Source organism: Pseudomonas sp. DF11 (assembly GCF_058148565.1).
The window spans coordinates 1,168,746-1,185,171 of the sequence record NZ_JBYVYN010000001.1; the positions used below are offsets into that span (position 1 = coordinate 1,168,746).

Annotated in this window: 17 protein-coding genes; 11 read left to right on the forward strand and 6 right to left on the reverse strand. The window is 61.6% G+C overall.

Features of this window, described 5'->3' with window-relative positions:
- Positions 1-11: 11 nt before the first annotated feature.
- Complete coding sequence (locus AC30D9_RS04855) at positions 12-938, reverse strand: LysR family transcriptional regulator (protein WP_307571806.1); 927 nt, start codon at positions 936-938, stop codon at positions 12-14.
- Between the two features lie 129 nt (positions 939-1,067).
- Between AC30D9_RS04855 and AC30D9_RS04860 the strand changes: the two genes are divergently transcribed.
- Complete coding sequence (locus tag AC30D9_RS04860; protein WP_134924929.1) at positions 1,068-1,469, forward strand: RidA family protein; 402 nt, start codon at positions 1,068-1,070, stop codon at positions 1,467-1,469.
- A gap of 217 nt (positions 1,470-1,686) precedes the next feature.
- On the opposite strand, the gene AC30D9_RS04865 is transcribed toward AC30D9_RS04860, so the two are convergent.
- Complete coding sequence (locus AC30D9_RS04865) at positions 1,687-2,166, reverse strand: VOC family protein (RefSeq protein ID WP_490143564.1); 480 nt, start codon at positions 2,164-2,166, stop codon at positions 1,687-1,689.
- 162 nt (positions 2,167-2,328) lie between these two features.
- On the opposite strand from AC30D9_RS04865, the gene AC30D9_RS04870 reads away from it, so the two are divergent.
- Positions 2,329-3,282: an endonuclease/exonuclease/phosphatase family protein gene (locus AC30D9_RS04870; RefSeq protein WP_490143565.1), complete on the forward strand. Its 954-nt coding sequence runs from the start codon at positions 2,329-2,331 to the stop codon at positions 3,280-3,282.
- Positions 3,283-3,287: 5 nt separating this feature from the next.
- Here the strand turns inward: AC30D9_RS04870 and AC30D9_RS04875 are convergent, their stop codons facing one another.
- Together AC30D9_RS04875 and AC30D9_RS04880 are read right to left on the reverse strand one after the other, a co-directional pair.
- The gene (locus AC30D9_RS04875; protein WP_307571804.1) at positions 3,288-3,524 is read right to left on the reverse strand and encodes a hypothetical protein; all 237 of its coding nucleotides are present in this window, start codon (positions 3,522-3,524) and stop codon (positions 3,288-3,290) included.
- Positions 3,517-4,305: an MlaA family lipoprotein gene (locus AC30D9_RS04880; protein ID WP_134924934.1), complete on the reverse strand. Its 789-nt coding sequence runs from the start codon at positions 4,303-4,305 to the stop codon at positions 3,517-3,519. The genes AC30D9_RS04875 and AC30D9_RS04880 overlap by 8 nt, the downstream gene beginning before the upstream one ends.
- 387 nt (positions 4,306-4,692) lie before the next feature.
- Between AC30D9_RS04880 and AC30D9_RS04885 the strand changes: the two genes are divergently transcribed.
- From AC30D9_RS04885 to kefC, 4 genes are all read left to right on the forward strand, one after another.
- Positions 4,693-5,403: a response regulator gene (locus AC30D9_RS04885; protein ID WP_134924935.1), complete on the forward strand. Its 711-nt coding sequence runs from the start codon at positions 4,693-4,695 to the stop codon at positions 5,401-5,403.
- Positions 5,400-6,734, forward strand: a complete 1,335-nt coding sequence (locus AC30D9_RS04890) for an ATP-binding protein (protein WP_490143566.1) — start codon at positions 5,400-5,402, stop codon at positions 6,732-6,734. Before AC30D9_RS04885 ends, AC30D9_RS04890 begins: the two co-directional genes overlap by 4 nt.
- A 182-nt stretch (positions 6,735-6,916) precedes the next feature.
- On the forward strand, positions 6,917-7,438 hold the full coding sequence (gene kefF, locus AC30D9_RS04895; RefSeq protein WP_134924936.1) for a glutathione-regulated potassium-efflux system oxidoreductase KefF: 522 nt from the start codon (positions 6,917-6,919) through the stop codon (positions 7,436-7,438).
- 1 nt (position 7,439) lies between these two features.
- Positions 7,440-9,266, forward strand: a complete 1,827-nt coding sequence (gene kefC / locus AC30D9_RS04900; protein WP_307571801.1) for a glutathione-regulated potassium-efflux system protein KefC — start codon at positions 7,440-7,442, stop codon at positions 9,264-9,266.
- A 21-nt stretch (positions 9,267-9,287) separates the two neighbouring features.
- Here kefC and AC30D9_RS04905 read toward each other — a convergent pair whose 3' ends face one another.
- Positions 9,288-10,151, reverse strand: coding sequence for an aldo/keto reductase family oxidoreductase (locus AC30D9_RS04905; protein WP_490143567.1), 864 nt, complete (start codon positions 10,149-10,151; stop codon positions 9,288-9,290).
- A gap of 100 nt (positions 10,152-10,251) precedes the next feature.
- On the opposite strand from AC30D9_RS04905, the gene AC30D9_RS04910 reads away from it, so the two are divergent.
- The 5 genes from AC30D9_RS04910 to AC30D9_RS04930 all read left to right on the forward strand — a co-directional run bounded on the left by AC30D9_RS04910 (position 10,252) and on the right by AC30D9_RS04930 (position 15,696).
- Complete coding sequence (locus tag AC30D9_RS04910; protein ID WP_490143568.1) at positions 10,252-11,205, forward strand: LysR family transcriptional regulator; 954 nt, start codon at positions 10,252-10,254, stop codon at positions 11,203-11,205.
- Positions 11,206-11,629: 424 nt separating this feature from the next.
- Positions 11,630-12,310, forward strand: a complete 681-nt coding sequence (locus AC30D9_RS04915; RefSeq protein WP_490143569.1) for an SOS response-associated peptidase family protein — start codon at positions 11,630-11,632, stop codon at positions 12,308-12,310.
- A 108-nt stretch (positions 12,311-12,418) separates the two neighbouring features.
- The gene (locus AC30D9_RS04920; protein WP_134924941.1) at positions 12,419-12,799 is read left to right on the forward strand and encodes a RidA family protein; all 381 of its coding nucleotides are present in this window, start codon (positions 12,419-12,421) and stop codon (positions 12,797-12,799) included.
- Positions 12,800-13,345: 546 nt separating this feature from the next.
- On the forward strand, positions 13,346-13,690 hold the full coding sequence (locus AC30D9_RS04925) for a DUF6124 family protein (RefSeq protein WP_134924942.1): 345 nt from the start codon (positions 13,346-13,348) through the stop codon (positions 13,688-13,690).
- 242 nt (positions 13,691-13,932) lie between these two features.
- Positions 13,933-15,696, forward strand: coding sequence for an L-lactate permease (locus tag AC30D9_RS04930; protein WP_307571795.1), 1,764 nt, complete (start codon positions 13,933-13,935; stop codon positions 15,694-15,696).
- A gap of 206 nt (positions 15,697-15,902) precedes the next feature.
- Here AC30D9_RS04930 and AC30D9_RS04935 read toward each other — a convergent pair whose 3' ends face one another.
- Positions 15,903-16,238: a hypothetical protein gene (locus AC30D9_RS04935; protein WP_109755520.1), complete on the reverse strand. Its 336-nt coding sequence runs from the start codon at positions 16,236-16,238 to the stop codon at positions 15,903-15,905.
- Between the last annotated feature and the right edge of the window lie 188 nt (positions 16,239-16,426).

Below are 16,426 nucleotides of genomic sequence, written 5' to 3' on the forward strand. Positions count from 1 at the left end.
CCAGTCGGGTTTCACGATACATGTCGATCCATGATAGGCGCGTGCTGCGCCATCAGTTCCACAACCCAATCGATGAACACCCGTAGCTTGGCACTGACGTGGCGGTTCGGGGGATAGGCCAGATAAAGCGGCATCGGCTCGAGCTGCCAGTCTTCGAACAGCGGCACCAGCTCACCTTGCGCCTGGTGACGCCGGGACATGTATTCGGGCAGCCAGAGCACGCCCAGCCCCGCCAAACCGGCCGCGAGGTAGGCGTTACCGTCATCGATGGCCAACGCGTAGCGCCCTTTGACGTGAAGCAGCTCACCGTCACGGCGCATGGCGTAGGGCAAGGATTTGCCGGTGCGTGCCCACAGGAAACCCACGGTGCGATGGTGCGAATCTTCCAGCTCTCGCGGATGCGCGGGCTGGCCAAACCGTGCCAGGTAGCTCGGGGCGGCGAAAACGCCGAGGGCGAGATCGCCGACGCGTCGGGCGACCAGCGACTGATCCCTCAACTCACCGCCGCGCACCACGCAATCGACGTTTTCATCGATCAAGTCGACGATGCGATCACTGACGCCCATGTCGATCTGGATGTCCGGGTATCGCTCATAGAACGCCGGCAAGGCCGGTATCAGGATCAGAGCGGCCAGCGGGCTCGGCACATCCACCCGCAGCCGGCCCCGGGGCAGCGCTTGCGCACCGGACAGGCTGGTCTCGGCATCGTCCATGTCGGCCAACAGCCGGATCACCCGCTCGTAATAAACCGCGCCGTCGGCGGTGACGTTGACCTTGCGCGTGGTGCGGTTGAGCAACTTGACCCGCAACCGTGCCTCGAGCTGCTGCACCAGTTGGGTCACGGTGGTCTTGCTCATGTGCAGGGTATCAGCGGCCTTGGTGAAGCTGCCCGCCTCCACCACTCGAACGAACGCTTGCATCGCATCAAAACGATCCATTTCTGCCTCGGGTGTCGATCCGATTGTTTGGATTCTACAAACAGTGATCGCCAAGGTTGCTCGTTTATCGCGCGCAGACAAGCCCCTAGAGTGAATTCATCGTTTGGAACCCACTCTTTGGAGGTATTCATGAAACAACGCGATGTGGTTTTCCCGCCTGGACGCCAGGCACTGTATGAGCGCAATCGCTACTCGCCGGCGATTCGGTCCAATGGCTTTCTGTTCGTCTCGGGGCAAGTCGGCAGCACCGAAGACGGCTCGCCAGAGCCTGATCTGGAGGCTCAGGTCCGGCAGGCGTTCACCAACCTGAAGGCGATTCTGGCGGCCGCCGATTGCAGCTTTGACGATGTGGTCGACGTCACGGTCTTCATGGTCGATCCCCAGTCGACCTTCGAGCGGGTCTGGAGCGTCGTGCCCGAGTTCTGGGGCAACGCACCGCATCCGACACTGACAGCGGTGGGCGTGACGTGGCTGTATGGTTTTCAGTTCGAGATCAAGGTGATTGCCAGGTTGCCTGAAACCAGCCTGTAGGTCAGCGTGCATCAATGTTGGGCTGTGCCGCCGTCAATCGCGAGCAGGCTCGCTCCCACAGGGGGATTTGTGCAAGTCGAAAAATCGAAGTCACCCCCCTCATTCAATGTGGGAGCGAGCCTGCTCGCGATAGCGGTGGGTCAGTCAGTATCAATATTGGCTGTGCTGTCGTCATCGCGAGCAGGCTCGCTCCCACAGGGATGGTGTGGGTCGCCGGCTAGCCTTTCACCGCTGCTTCAATCGCGGCAATGTCGATCTTGGTCATCGTCATCATGGCCTCGAAGGCACGCTTGGCGGCGGCTTTATCGGCACTGGCGACGGCTTCGAGCAGCACGCGGGGGCTGATCTGCCACGACAGCCCCCACTTGTCCTTGCACCAGCCGCAGACGCTCGCCTCGCCGCCGTTGTCGATGATCGCGTTCCACAAGCGGTCCGTTTCCGCCTGGTCATCGGTTGCAATCTGGAATGAAAAGGCCTCGCTGTGCTTGAATGCCGGCCCGCCATTGAGGCCGACGCAAGGGATGCCCATCACCGTGAACTCCACCGTGATCACATCGCCCTGTTTGCCCGATGGATAATCGCCCGGGGCATGATGGATGGCGTTCACCGCGCTGTCGGGAAAGGTTCTTGCGTAGAATTCTGCCGCTTCCTGGGCGGTGCCGTCGTACCAGAGACAAATCCTGTTTTTATTATTCATTCCGGCTCTCCGAAAGGGACTGGACGATAAAGTCTAGCAGTCTGCCCGAAAGCAGGAAAAAACCTGCCCACCGGTCGGATCGAAGCACTTTTCAGGGCCTTGCCCACCACCGCATCACCTTGATCTATACTGCTGCGGCGCAGCAATCATGGAGCGGACGCCGTGGCCAAGTGCAAAATCCTGATCTGGAATACCCAGCACCTGAACAACCAGGCCGGCGGCAAGATGAGCGATGCCTACCAGGAAAAACTGGCCACGCTCAAACTGGTCCTGCAACAGGACAACCCGGACATTGTCGCCCTATTCGAAGTGGGCAGCACCGGCAACCCCAATGATCGTCTGGTCAATGACCTGAACCAGCAATACGTCCTCAAGTCATCCTTGGACCAAGACGGTGGCGTGCGCAAAAGCACCACACTGGGTTCCATGGTTTTTGTGCGCACGGACAGGGCCAACGAATTCAGGGAGCGCTACATTTGGCCGCTGGGCCCGGAAGCCAGGCGCGCCACGTTGTTACTGACCGACGATAAAGGCAACACATTCGCCTTCTGCCATGCCAATGCTTCAAAGAACGCCTGGCCGCAGATACTGGGTGACATGCAGGAACTGGGTTCTATCCAGGAAGGCGGCTTTCAACGGCTGGTATTTTTCGGCGGCGACCTCAATACCCCCTACAGTTCGGCCCCCAAGACCATCTCCGCTTACCGTGGCGCAACCAGGATGAACGCCGTGTTCCCCGAAGGCAGCGGATTCACGCATATCACCATCCGCTCCACCGAAACCCAGGCCAAAAAAGAATACAAGAGACTGGACGAGGTGAGTCGCTTCTATACGCCTATCGACCAATACGTCTCGAGCCTTCAGAGTGGCGACCTGGGCTACGGTGATTTCGCCATCCCCTCACAACTGGACTATGCCTACGTCCATGAAGGCGTAGTGGCGCGTGGATATTGCGACGCTGCGGTGCAGATCAAGAAATCCTGGCTTCATGAGCGCAAAGTGATCCGCAATGCCGAAGAACTCAAGGTGCGGGGGCACGATGAGGTGCTGCGCATTTTCAGGGGGCAAGCGTTGCGCAGCGACCATTATCCGGTGCTCTACGATCTGCAGTATTGAACGGACTAGCCACTCGTCTCCTCTGCGTGATTGACCATCCAGCGAATCATGCCCGCCAGTGGTACCCGGTAATGACGAACCGCACACTCGCTGGCCTTCGCGTGGTGGTACACCTCGACGTAGCGACTGAGCAGCACATACCGGCCATCCTCGGTCAGCCGCAGCTCAACTTCACGACAATGCAACGCATCCTGGCCAAGCTGTTTTATACGCCGTTGCAAGACCAGCGCCGCGTTACTCATCGCCGGCCTCTGCTCCTTGGCACAACGGATTATCCTGCACAACCGCCCCCAACTTCCCCTGCGCAACAAAATTGGCACGCCGCTGCGCCGTTGCATCGCGAAGCGCCGAGTAGTAATCCGGTTGGGTCTGCAACTTGTCCGTCAGAGGCAATGCCTCGGCGCGACCATCGACAATGCCGCCGACGGTGTTGATCGTACCCAGGGTCTCGACGGTGCTGCTGTTGTCGCCGAACGGGTCGACGGCGAAACTCAGCACTTCGCCCGTCGCGTCTCTCAGGTTGGCACTGCCCAGCAGAGGCAGCTCCACGATCGGCCCGGGCGCGACGTTCCAGACGCCGAAGGTCTGGCCGAAATCGGCCTTGTGGCGCTCGATACCCAGCTTGCCCGACACGTCGATCAACCCGACGATACCCGCCGTGGTGTTGATGACGAAACGGCCCAGTGTGTTGACCGAGCGTTGGGCGTTGCCTTGCAGCAGGTCGTTGATGAACACCTTGGGCTCGCCGAAGTTCGCCACGAAGTTGTGGACGCCGCCCTGGAACACCTCCGGCAGCTTGCGATAACCACGGGCCACCGGGGCCAGCGCATAGTCATCCACGGTTCGGTTGAACGCGAAGATGCCGCGGTTGACCGGTTCCGCGGGATCGTGAACGGTGTAGGCCGCGCTTTCACACGAGCCTGGTTTCGCAGCGGGCGTGCTGGAGCAACCGCTGGCGAGTGCCGCCAATACAACCACGACGGTGGAGCGAACGAACAACGGAGCGGGCTTGGTGATCGGCATACGGGGTTATCTCGGCGAGGAATGGAGGCGATACCGGTCAACTAAAGAACCGATGCCAGACACAGCTCTTGTGGCGAGGGGATTTATCCCCGCTGGGTTGCGAAGCAGCCCCAAAACTATCGACTCAATAAACCAGACACTCTGGGATGTCTGATTTGAGGGTCGCTTCGCAACCCAGCGGGGATAAATCCCCTCGCCACAGGTTCTGTATAGGACCGACTACTTTTTAACTGACCGACATCAACGGCCATCCTGCCGCTGTTTTTTTGCCCGCAGATTTCCAGCATATTGCCCGCCGGCAACTTTATTGCCGGATTGAAATATATGACGCAGGCCCCGGATTGACCCTAGTATCCCCTCCTGTATTCATTACCCTGCGTGCCCACCGTGAGCCATTTATTACTGGTGGACGATGACCTCGAAGTCCTCGCCCTCTTGCGCAAGTTCCTCGAACAACATGGCTATAGCGTGGATGTGGCCGCCGACGGCAACGCCTTGTGGCAGGCGGTGGAGCGTCGGGTGCCGGACCTCATCATCCTCGACGTCATGCTGCCGGGCGACAACGGCCTGGTGCTCTGCCAACGCCTGCGAACCGAGCACACGGTCGGCATCATCATGCTCACCGCCATGGGCGAATTGAGTGATCGCGTCGTCGGCCTGGAGCTGGGGGCGGACGATTACCTGACCAAGCCCTTCGACGCCCGGGAACTGTTGGCCCGGGTGCGCGCCGTGCTCCGGCGTACCGGGGAAGCCAGGGGTACGTTGAGCGACTCATCCCGGCCCATCCTGGAGTTCGAAAACTGGCAGCTGGACGTCACCCGGCGCGAACTGCGCTCACCGGACAAGGTCATGATCCCGCTGTCCGCCGGAGAATTCGAACTGCTGCTGGTCTTCGCCGAACACCCGCGTCGGGTGCTGACCCGCCAGCAGTTGCTGGACCTGGCGCGCGGCGAAACCTTCGAGGCGTTCGACCGCAGCATTGATGTCCAGGTCAGCCGCTTGCGACGCAAGTTGGAGACCGACCTCACCGGCGCGTCGATGATCCGCACCGTGCGCAACAGCGGCTACCTGTTCAGCCCCCATGTGGTGAAGCGATGAAATGCACTCGACGGCCATGGGATACGCTGGCGCGCTGGATCGCCCTGACCACCCTGGTTGCCATGCTCACGTTGCTGGCCCTGAACGCGCTGTTCAGCCAACTGACTGATGCCTGGGCCCGCCCGCCCCTGATGGAAACCGGCCTGATTGAAAAGATCGCCGCCATCACCCGCATCATCGACTCGGCAACGCCCGAACAACGACCCACCATTGCCAGGACGGCCAGTGACCAGACCTTCAACACGCAATGGCTCCAACGCCATGAAGAAGCCAAGCTGCCAGTGATCGACGACCCCGAATACAGCGATGGCGCACTGCGCTTGCGCCAACAGTTGGGCCGGCCCGACGCGAGGATCGAGGGCTATGAGCCAAGCGATTGGCCCGCTGGCCAGCCCGGCGCACGCTACGCCGCGATGATCGAATTGACCGACCACTCGTGGGTCATGTTTTCCCTGCCTGCGCGCAGTTGGGGGCTGGAGGAATGGAAGCGCAACCTGATCATGCTGGCGCTGATCCTGGTGTCGACGATTATCGTCGCACTGATCGCCACGCGACACCTGGCAGCGCCCTTGCAACGCTTTGCCGAAGGCGCCAGGCGCTTCGGCGTGGATCACAAGGCACCACCTATCCCCGTCGTCGGCCCCCATGAAATCCGTCAGGCGATCCTCGCTTTCAATGCCATGCAGGCCCAGCTAAAGCACTTCATCGAGGATCGCACCCAGATGCTCGCCGCCATCTCCCATGACCTGCGCACGCCCTTGACCCGCATGCGCCTGCGTGGCGAGTTCATCGAGGATGCCGAGCAGCAATCCCGGCTGTTCAGGGACGTCGATGAAATGCAGGCGATGATCAACTCCGCCCTGGAGTTCTTCCGCGACGACGCCCGGCTTGAACATGCCACTGCCTTCGACCTGGCCGAGCTGCTGCACACCATCGTCGATGACCTCAAGGACGCCGGCACCGAGGTCTCATTCGAAGGTGCCCAGCGCCTGGTTTATGTCGGCCGGCCCATTGGCATCAAACGCGCCTTGGTCAACCTGATCGACAACGCGATCAAATATGGCGGCGAGCCGACGGTTCGCCTCGAAGCCGACGCCCAGCGGGTGGACATTCGCATCCTGGACCGCGGGCCCGGCATCGACGCCCAATACCTTGAGCAGGTTTTCGCGCCGTTCTTTCGCATCGAAGGCTCTCGCAACAAGCACACCGGCGGCGTCGGGCTAGGCCTGTCGGCGGCCCGGGCGACGGTGCTGGAGCATGGCGGGACACTGACCCTGGGCAATCGTCGGAGTGGCGGGTTGGAGGCACGGGTCTCGCTACCGCTTGGCTGAAGCCCCCCGATGTAACGATCCGCTCTAAACAATCAGCGCCTTCCTCGGTAGGATGTCCGGCCTTTCCGGCCTCGACGCTGCCCCGGGAAGGCGCTTTTCTATATCGCTCGACTCAATGCCATCGCTCGCGTTCACGACAGACAAGGATCGACGGAGCCCACTGAACACTAAGGAGTTCACCGATGATTCTTATCATTTATGCGCACCCCTACCCCGACAAATCGCGGGTCAACCAGTTGATGCTCAAGCGAGTGTCGAACAACCCGGACGTGGTCATACGTTCGCTCTACGAGCTCTATCCCAATTTCGATATCGACGTCGAGGCGGAACAGCGTGCGGTGGAACAAGCCGATCTTGTGGTGCTCCAGCACCCGATGTACTGGTACAGCACCCCGCCCCTGTTGAAACTGTGGATCGATAAAGTCTTCACCCACGGCTGGGCCTACGGCAGAGGCGCCGTCGCCCTCAAAGACAAGCGCCTGCTGTGGGCCGTCACTACCGGTGGCGATCAAGCGCACTTTGCGATCGGCGACTATCCGGGTTTTGCCGCGCTGGCCCAACCCCTCCACGCCACGGCCATTTACTGCGGCATGCGCTGGTTGGAGCCGGTGGTCGTGCATGGCGCCTATGCCGCCGACCCTGACGCCCAACATGCACAAATCGAACACTATGGCGCCCGCCTGACCGCTTGGAAGGAAGATTGAAATGGAGACGCACAGCCTGATTGAAATGCTCATTTACCTGGGCTCGGCGGCGTTGATTGTGCCGATTGCCGTCCGGTTGGGGCTGGGCCCGGTATTGGGTTACCTGCTGGCCGGGTGCGTCATCGGCCCGTGGGGGTTGAAGCTGATTACCGATGTCAAGGCGATCCTGGAGTTCGCTGAAATCGGCGTGGTCCTGATGCTGTTCATCATCGGCCTTGAGCTCGACCCCAAACGGCTCTGGGCCCTGCGCCGGATGGTGTTCGGTGGCGGTGCCCTGCAAATGCTCGCCTGTGGCGCCGCCATTGGCTTGTTCTGCGCGGCCCTTGGCCTGAACTGGACCGCGGCGCTGCTGGTCGGCCTGACCCTGAGCCTGTCCTCCACGGCCATCGCCATGCAGGCCATGAGCGAACGCAACCTGACCGCCACCGCCGTTGGCCGCAGCAGCTTTGCCGTGCTGTTGTTCCAGGACATCGCGGCGATTCCGCTGGTGGCGATGATCCCGCTGTTGTCGGCCCACGGCGACACCCCGTCGGGCACCGCGCTGTTGCTATCGATTGGCAAAATCGTCGCCGCCGTCGCCATCGTCGTGCTGTTGGGGCGCTACGTGACGCGGCCGCTGCTGCGCTTCGCGGCACGCTCGGGCTTGCGGGAAATATTCAGTGCCGTTGCGCTTTTTCTGGTGTTCGGCTTCGGCTTTCTATTGGAGGAAGCCGGTTTGTCGATGGCCATGGGCGCGTTCCTCGCCGGGGTGCTGCTAGCCAGCTCCGAATACCGCCATGCCCTGGAAAGCGACATCGAACCGTTCAAAGGCCTGTTGTTGGGTCTGTTCTTCATCGGCGTCGGCATGTCGATCGATTTCGGCACGCTGGTCAACGCACCGCTGAAAGTGATCACCCTGACCCTGGGTTTCATCCTGATCAAACTGCTGGTGATCAAGCTGGCGGGCCGGTTCCTCAACGTCCCCGCCGGCCAGCGCTCCTGGCAGGCGGTGTTGCTGGGCCAGGGCAGTGAATTCGCCTTCGTCGTGTTTGGCGCGGCGACCGTGGCCGGGATCTTGACCGACCCGTGGGGCAAGAGCCTGACCCTGGCGGTGGCCCTGTCCATGTGCCTGACGCCGTTGTTGATCCTGTTGTTGGGTCGATTCGAGTCGGTCACCCAGAAAAACAAACGCGAATCGGACCTTGTCGACCAGCAGAATCCGCGGGTGATCATCGCCGGGTTCGGCCGTTTCGGACAGATCGCCGGACGCCTGTTGATGTCCTGCGGTGTCGAGGTGGTGGTACTGGATCACGACCCTGACAACATCGAGACACTGCGCAAATTCGGCGTGAAAGTCTTTTATGGCGATGCCACGCGCCTCGACTTGCTGCATGCCGCTGGCGCGGCCCAAGCGGTGGTGCTGATCAATGCGATCGACGATCAGGAAGACAACCTGACGCTGACCCGGCTGGCCCAGGAGCACTTTCCCGCGTTGCAGTTGATCGTGCGCGCGCGGGACATGGGACACCTCATTACGCTGCGGCAGATGGGCGTGGAGGCGGCCGAGCGCGAAACTTTCGAGAGCGCGCTGTCATTGGGTCGCAGTGCCCTGGAGCGCATGGGCGTCGGGGCTTACGAAGCGCGCGAACGGGCGGATCAGTTCCGGCGGCTGAACCTCAAGATGCTGGAGGAAATCGTCGCCCAGCCGGAAGACGACCTCAAGTTCCGCCATGACGCCTACCGCCGCGCCAACGCGCTGCTCACGGAGATGTTCAACGAAGATCGTGCCCACCCGGTCGACAGCTGGCCGGAACACCATCGCAACGAGATAGATGAACGCCAGAGCTAGGCGGCACGCCCTTCAGCCTGTCTAGACCAACCCATTCAACTCGGCGAGCAGCGGCGCAGGAATCGTCAGCTCACTCGCCGTGAGGTTTTCCCGCAGGTGCGCCAGGGACGACGTACCGGGAATCAGCAGGATGTTCGGCGCACGTTGCAGCAACCACGCCAGGGCCACGCACAGCGGCGACGCCTGCAAGCGTGTCGCCACGCTGTAAAGGCTTTCCGATTGCAGTGGTGTAAAGCCGCCCAACGGGAAGAACGGCACGTAGGCGATGCCCTGCCGGCCCAGGTCGGCGATGAGTTGTTCGTCGTTGCGATGGGTCAGGTTGTAGTGATTCTGCACGCAGACCACCTTGGCAATGCCCTGGGCCTGCTTGACCTGCGTGGCCGTGACGTTGCTCAGGCCCAGGTGACGGATGAGGCCCTGGCGCTGCAACTCGGCCAGTGTCGTGAACGACTCTTCGATGGAAGCCTCCGAGGGCGAATGCAGGTCACCCCACACCCGCAGGTTGACTACGTCCAGGACTTCCACGCCCAGGTTGCGCAGGTTGTCGTGAACCGCCCGGGTCAGCTCGGCGGGGCTGTGGGCCGGGTTCCAGGACGCATCGGCACCGCGGACGGCACCGACCTTGGTGACGATGACCAGGTCCTGGGCATAGGGGTGCAGCGCTTCACGGATCAGCCGGTTGGTGACATGGGGCCCGTAGAAGTCCGCGGTGTCGATGTGGTTGACCCCGTTCGCCAGTGCTTCGCGCAGCACGGCGATGGCGGCCGCCGGATCTTTCGGCGGCCCGAAGACCTGGGGCCCCGCCAATTGCATCGCGCCATAGCCCATGCGATTGATCGTGCGATCACCCAGTAAAAAGGTGCCTGCCTTGCCTGCAATGTTCATCTCGTGGCCCTCGGATCAATGTAAGTGAGCCGACTATAGGCGTTGACCACTTCATTGATAATCAGGTGCAATCAGCACGGCTTGTACGACGGAGAGAACAATGGCGACGGATATTCAAGACTTGCTGGCCTTTGTGGCCGTGGTCAACGCGAAGGGTTTTCGTGAAGGCGCGCGGCTGAGCGGCAAGTCCGCCTCAAGCCTCAGCGATGCCGTACGCCGGATGGAAAGCCGGCTTGGCGTGCGTTTACTCAACCGCACCACCCGCAGCGTGGTGCCGACCGAGGCCGGTGCGCGGTTGATGGAACGCATCGTCCCGGCCTTGGGTGAAGTCGAGGCGGCGATGGACGTGGTCAACGATTTTCGCGATCGACCTTCCGGCACCCTCCGGCTGAACGTTCCGGTCAGCGCCGCCCGGCTGGTGTTGCCGGCGCTCATCACGCCGTTTTTGCAAAGCTATCCCGACATCCGCCTGGAGGTGATTGCCGAAGAGAGCTTCGTCGACATGCTCGCCGCCGGTTGTGACGCCGGTATTCGCTACGACGAGCGCCTGGAACAGGACATGATCGCCCTCCCCATCGGCCCACGGCTTCAGCGCTTCGCAACCGCCGCATCCCCGGCGTACCTCGACGCCAGGGGTCGCCCCGAACACCCTCGGGATCTGCTCAAGCACGCCTGCCTTCGGGGCAAATTCCCCAGTGGCGCGATGCCGCTCTGGGAGTATGAACGTGACGGCGAAACCATCAGCGTCGACCCGAGCGGCCCGTTGATCGTCCGGATCGGCGGCGCAGTGGACCTGTCGGTGCAAGCTGCGGTGGACGGGTTAGGGATCGTCTACCTGTTCGAGGACTGGCTACGGCCCTACCTGGACAGCGGCGCCCTCGAACCGGTACTCGAACCCTGGTGGCAGCGCTTTACCGGACCGTTTCTTTACTATCCCGGCCGTCGCTACCTGCCCTCGCCGTTGAGGGCTTTCGTGGACTTCATCAATGCACAACGGTATGGGACCGAGCCTGCTCGCGAAGGCGTCGGCATAGCCAACCTCCCTGCAAGCTGACACACCGCTATCGCGAGCAAGCCCGCTCCCACAAAGGCTCGGCTGCGTAGCTGAAAATCCCGCCCCACCACAAATCCCTGTGGGAGCGGGCTTGCTCGCGAAGGCGTCAGCACGGCCAACCTCCCCGCCAGCTGATACACCGCCATCGCGAGCAGGCTCGCTCCCACAAAGGCTCGGCTGCGTAGCTGAAAATCCCGCCCCACCACAAATCCATTGTGGGAGCGAGCCCGCTCGCGATGGCGGTCGTGCATTCACCCCAATGGGCCGCTCGTCTCCACGCCGCGAGGATTTTCGAACCAAGCGTTTCGCCACGGTTCGGACCTACATGACACCGCTGAAAGCCACGCTGACGCGCTTCGACGTCATGGCTTGAACGGCGGGTACATCAAGGCTTCTTTGCGTTTCACTGCCGGGAGTTTTCGTTATGTGTGACAGTCTTGTTCAACACGTTTCTTCAAAAGACTCCCTGGCGTATTTCGCCCAGCGAGACCCTTCCGGCAGCCGTTTCGGAACCAGCGCAACGCCCCTGGACCTGTACGTGACAACGCCGCCCAAGGCCCAGGAGCGGCACGGCCTGATCAAGCCAAACATGCAGGTCAGCGCCATTCGCCGTCGCGGTGGGCACTTGGAGTGCATCAAGGTTCGCTGGGGCTGGTCACCCATCTGGTCGGTGGGAACGATGCCGCCGCTCACGCATCTGCCCTTGCATCTGGTCATGCGTTCCAAAGTCTTCGATTCCATCAAGCACGAAGGCCGCGTACTGGTCGCCGTGGAGGGCTGGTATGAGTCGCAGCCCCCCGCCTCACCCTCCCAGGCGCAACAGCTCACCTATACGACCGCGCGGCAGTCGACCCCAATCTTCCTGGCCGCCCTGGCCCAGGCCAGCGAAACCCCGTTTGGCTGTGACGGCCTGGCCCTGGTGACGTATGGCGACATCGCCAATCAACAGCAGCGGGTACTGGCCTTCAGCGCCGCAGATGCGCTCGACTGGCTGGCGCCCGAGCTGGGATGGGAGCAGGCACAGCAACTGGCTGCACGCCTGAACGGCGCGCAACCGCCCCTCGAACCGGCGATGACAGCCCAACGTCCGGCCCAGGGGCTTTAGTGCTGGGAACAGCGGGCTGCAAGCGCACGGATAAAGGAATGCAGGAACGGCGCAGCAATGGACGATAAACTGCGGCGGTCTTTTTTCTTTTCCAGCATGAGGCTTTGCATGAGCAACCCAGACATCACGTTCGTTCCAGATCCGGATGCGGATTCTATTTCCTCCGACGTCGCCGGTTTCGGCGGCCTGCTGGTTTCCACGCAAATCCCCACCCGCGCCGATGGCAGCCTGGAACTGGGCGATATCACGCTGCAGAGCGAATGCACACTGCAAGCCCTCAAGACCGCCCTGGAGCGCGCCGGCAGTTCCATGGACCGAGTCCTGCACCTGACCATCTATCTGACCGACATGGCGGATCGCGCCGCTTTCAACGAGGTTTACAAACGCTTCTTCGCCAAGCCTTGGCCGGTTCGTGCAGCGGTGGGCGTGGCGGCGCTGGCGGTTGAGGGGATGAAAGTGGAAGTGACGGCGATGGCGGCGAAGGGCTGAACTGGCCACACGCCAACAGGCACGACTCCCTGTGGCGAGGGGATTTATCCCCGCTGGGCTGCGCAGCAGCCCCAAAAAGGCAGGTAGGGATCAACCTGACACACCGAGTTGACAGACATTGGGACTGCTGCGCAGCCCAGCGGGGATAAATCCCCTCGCCACAAGGGTGTGTTGTTAACCTATGTTCCCAGCCCAGCAGGGGGCGTGTTTATCCAGATGTAGGAACGTTCGGGTTCGGGCTACGTTGTCTTGCGCCGTTACCTACAACTGCGCCAGAATCCGCCGGCTTGTGCTCCTGGGGGCCGGGGCTCTATCGTTTCCGGGTCGCTGACGAATCAGCGATCGGGTTTGGTAGCCCGGTTTTCCTGGCGCACATACATCCTGATGCAAGGGACCTCTACGTCCTCTGTTTTATGGTGGTCATGCGCAGGGCGTTCTCGGACGCGCCGGGTTGCCAGGTAACCGGTCTACCAACCTTCGTATGGCCACCACCCTTCGTTTGGTAGCGAGAGTGATGGCTCCAATTTCTTATCTGGAGTTTCATCTATGTTCAAGCCAACACCCAACCCGCCAGACACAGATCCAGCCAGCTCAAAAGCGTTCGACAAAGCCGCCGACCGCATCCTCGACCACTACCTCAAGCCCAAACCCAACAAATCCGAGGCCGATCCAGGCCAGCTCTTCATCGTCGCCCATGGCGTCGACACCGAAACCCTGCTCGCCAACCTCAGCGAAAACCTGGCCTCGGCCAATGCCATGGTCAGTGACCTGGCCTTCGACCTGGAAGGTCCCAGGCGCCACATCGCCCTGGGCATCCAGCAACTGATCGAACTGAGCGGTCTGCTGGCGAACCGCGCAATGGATAACGTCGAAGCACGCCAGTCGACATAACTCATCCCTTGTGGCGAGGGGATTTATCCCCGCTGGGCTGCGCAGCAGCCCCAAAAAGGCAGGTAGGGATCAACCTGACACACCGAGTTGACAGACATTGAGACCGCTGCGCAGTCCAGCGGAGATAAATCCCCTCGCCACAGGGGGTTGCCTGGCAATCCCCTCCTCCAATCCCCGCCTATACTTCTCTGCCAATCCCCCCTGGGGCCTGCACTTCCAACAATAAAAAGCAGAGGTGGAACATGGTCTGGCAACAAGTCTACGATCCCTTCGGTAATGCGGTGCTATCCACGCTCCTGGCGGCGGTTCCGGTGGTGGTGATGCTGGCCTCCCTGGCGTTCTTTCATGTCAAGGCGCACCTGGCGGCGTTGTTGGCCCTGGCCTCGGCCTTGCTGATCGCGATCTTCGCCTTCGGCATGCCCGCCGGCATGGCCGGGTCTGCGGCACTTTATGGCGCGGCCAACGGGCTGCTGCCCATTGGCTGGATTGTCCTCAACATCATCTTCCTGCACCGACTGACCACCGAGAACGGCTCATTCAAGGTCCTGCAGGATTCCCTCGCACGCATTACCGACGACCGACGCCTGCAATTGCTGCTGATCGCCTTTTGCTTCGGTGCGTTCTTCGAAGGTGCGGCGGGCTTCGGGACGCCGGTGGCGGTCACCGGGGCGATCCTCATAGGGCTGGGTTTTTCGCCTTTGGCCGCCTCGGGCCTGGCACTGATCGCCAACACCGCGCCCGTGGCCTTCGGTGCCCTGGGCACGCCGATCATCACCCTGGCCAAGGTCACCGGGCTGGATGAAATGGAACTGTCGATGATGGTCGGTCGGCAATTGCCGTTTTTTTCGGTGATCGTGCCGTTCTGGTTGATCTGGGCGTTTGCCGGGTGGCGCAAGATGCTGGAAATCTGGCCGGCGATCCTGGTGGCCGGCGTCAGCTTCGCCATCCCGCAATTCCTGGTATCCAACTACCACGGTCCGATGCTGGTGGACGTCATCGCCGCGCTGATTTCCATGGCCTGCCTCACCGGCTTCCTCAAGGTCTGGAAACCGGCCACGGTGCACACCTCCGCCGCGCTGTCCGGGCGGGTCGACAACTCGAAGATCGATGCCAGCGAGGATGAACAACCCGTCACCAGCGCCGCATTCTCCAGCGATGCCCGTCCCGCCGTGCTCCGGGCCTGGATGCCGTGGATCATCCTCACGGTATTCGTGTTCGCCTGGGGCACCCAGGGTTTCAAGAACCTGTTCGATACCCGCCCGGCACTGGACCCGCAGACGCAATCGGTCAAGCTTGACCCCCAAGGCAAGCCGATGCGCGAGGCCAACCCGATCTTCTCGCCCCTGGTGACCTTCGGCACCATCCACCAGCAGATCGAAAAAGTCCCGCCGGTGGTGCCCCAGCCTAAAACCGAGGAAGCGGTCTACAAATTCAACTGGTTCACCGCCACCGGCAGCGGCATCTTCCTGGCGGCGATTCTCGGTGGCTTGCTGATGGGCTACTCGATCCCGCAACTGCTGCACCACTACTTGCGAACGCTCTGGGTGGTGCGCTATTCGCTGATCACCATCGTGGCGATGCTGGCCCTGGGATTTCTCACGCGATATTCAGGCCTGGATGCAACGATGGGCCTGGCCTTCGCCGCCACGGGCATTTTCTACCCCATGTTCGGCACCTTGCTGGGCTGGCTCGGCGTCGCGCTGACCGGCTCGGACACCGCGTCCAACGTGTTGTTTGGCGGCTTGCAACGGGTCACATCCGAGCAGTTGGGCATCAGCCCGGTGTTGATGGCCGCGGCCAACAGTTCCGGCGGGGTCATGGGCAAGATGGTCGATGCCCAGTCGATCGTGGTCGCCTCCACCGCCACCCGTTGGTACGGCCATGAAGGGGAAATCCTGCGCTACGTGTTTTTCCACTCGGTGGTGCTGGCGATTCTGGTGGGCGGGCTGGTGACGTTGCAGGCGTATGTGGCGCCGTTCACGCATATGGTGGTGGGAGGACAGTAGTCGAGGATCAAGCATGATCGGGGGCTGTTGTGGCGAGGGGATTTATCCCCGATGGGCTGCGCAGCAGCCCTAAAGCAGTTAACTCAATCTTCCTGGCACACTGAGTTGTCTGGTTTGGGGGCTGCTGCGCAGCCCAGCGGGGATAAATCCCCTCGCCACAGGTAAGCGCCTTTACAACCGGCGCTCACCTACTTTCAAGCGGGGTGTTACTGAACGCTTTTCAGCTTGACCACATCACCGGACACCGAGGTGGTGTAGCCGGTCAGGACCCAGGCCCAGAACCAGTTTTCCTGGACTTGGGTGTTGATCATGGCATCGCCGCCCTTGGCCTTGATCGCCGCGGTCTGGGCGCGTACGAAACGGTTGTTCTGCTGGATCGGGATCACGCCGAACAGCAGCAGGCCGGTGGCCTTGGCTTCACTGTGGCCGACAACGGTGTATTGGCTGGCATCGTACTGCTGGGTCTTCATCGGGGTGCCGGTGCAACCCGCCAGGGCCAGGCCGAACAGTGCGCAGGCGACAACTTTGCTGATGTGGTTCATTGAATACTCCATGAGGAAACGCCCGGGATCCGTCTCTCGGGCGGCGCGTACTCTAACCGATCATTATCAAATTGACATCACCCCTGCACAATCAGCAAAACCACTTGGGAGGCTCAACGCAGAGCCATTCGTCAGTTGCCCCTGCAGCCAAACGGGCCCTCGTCGATAACATGGACACTGTGCCACAG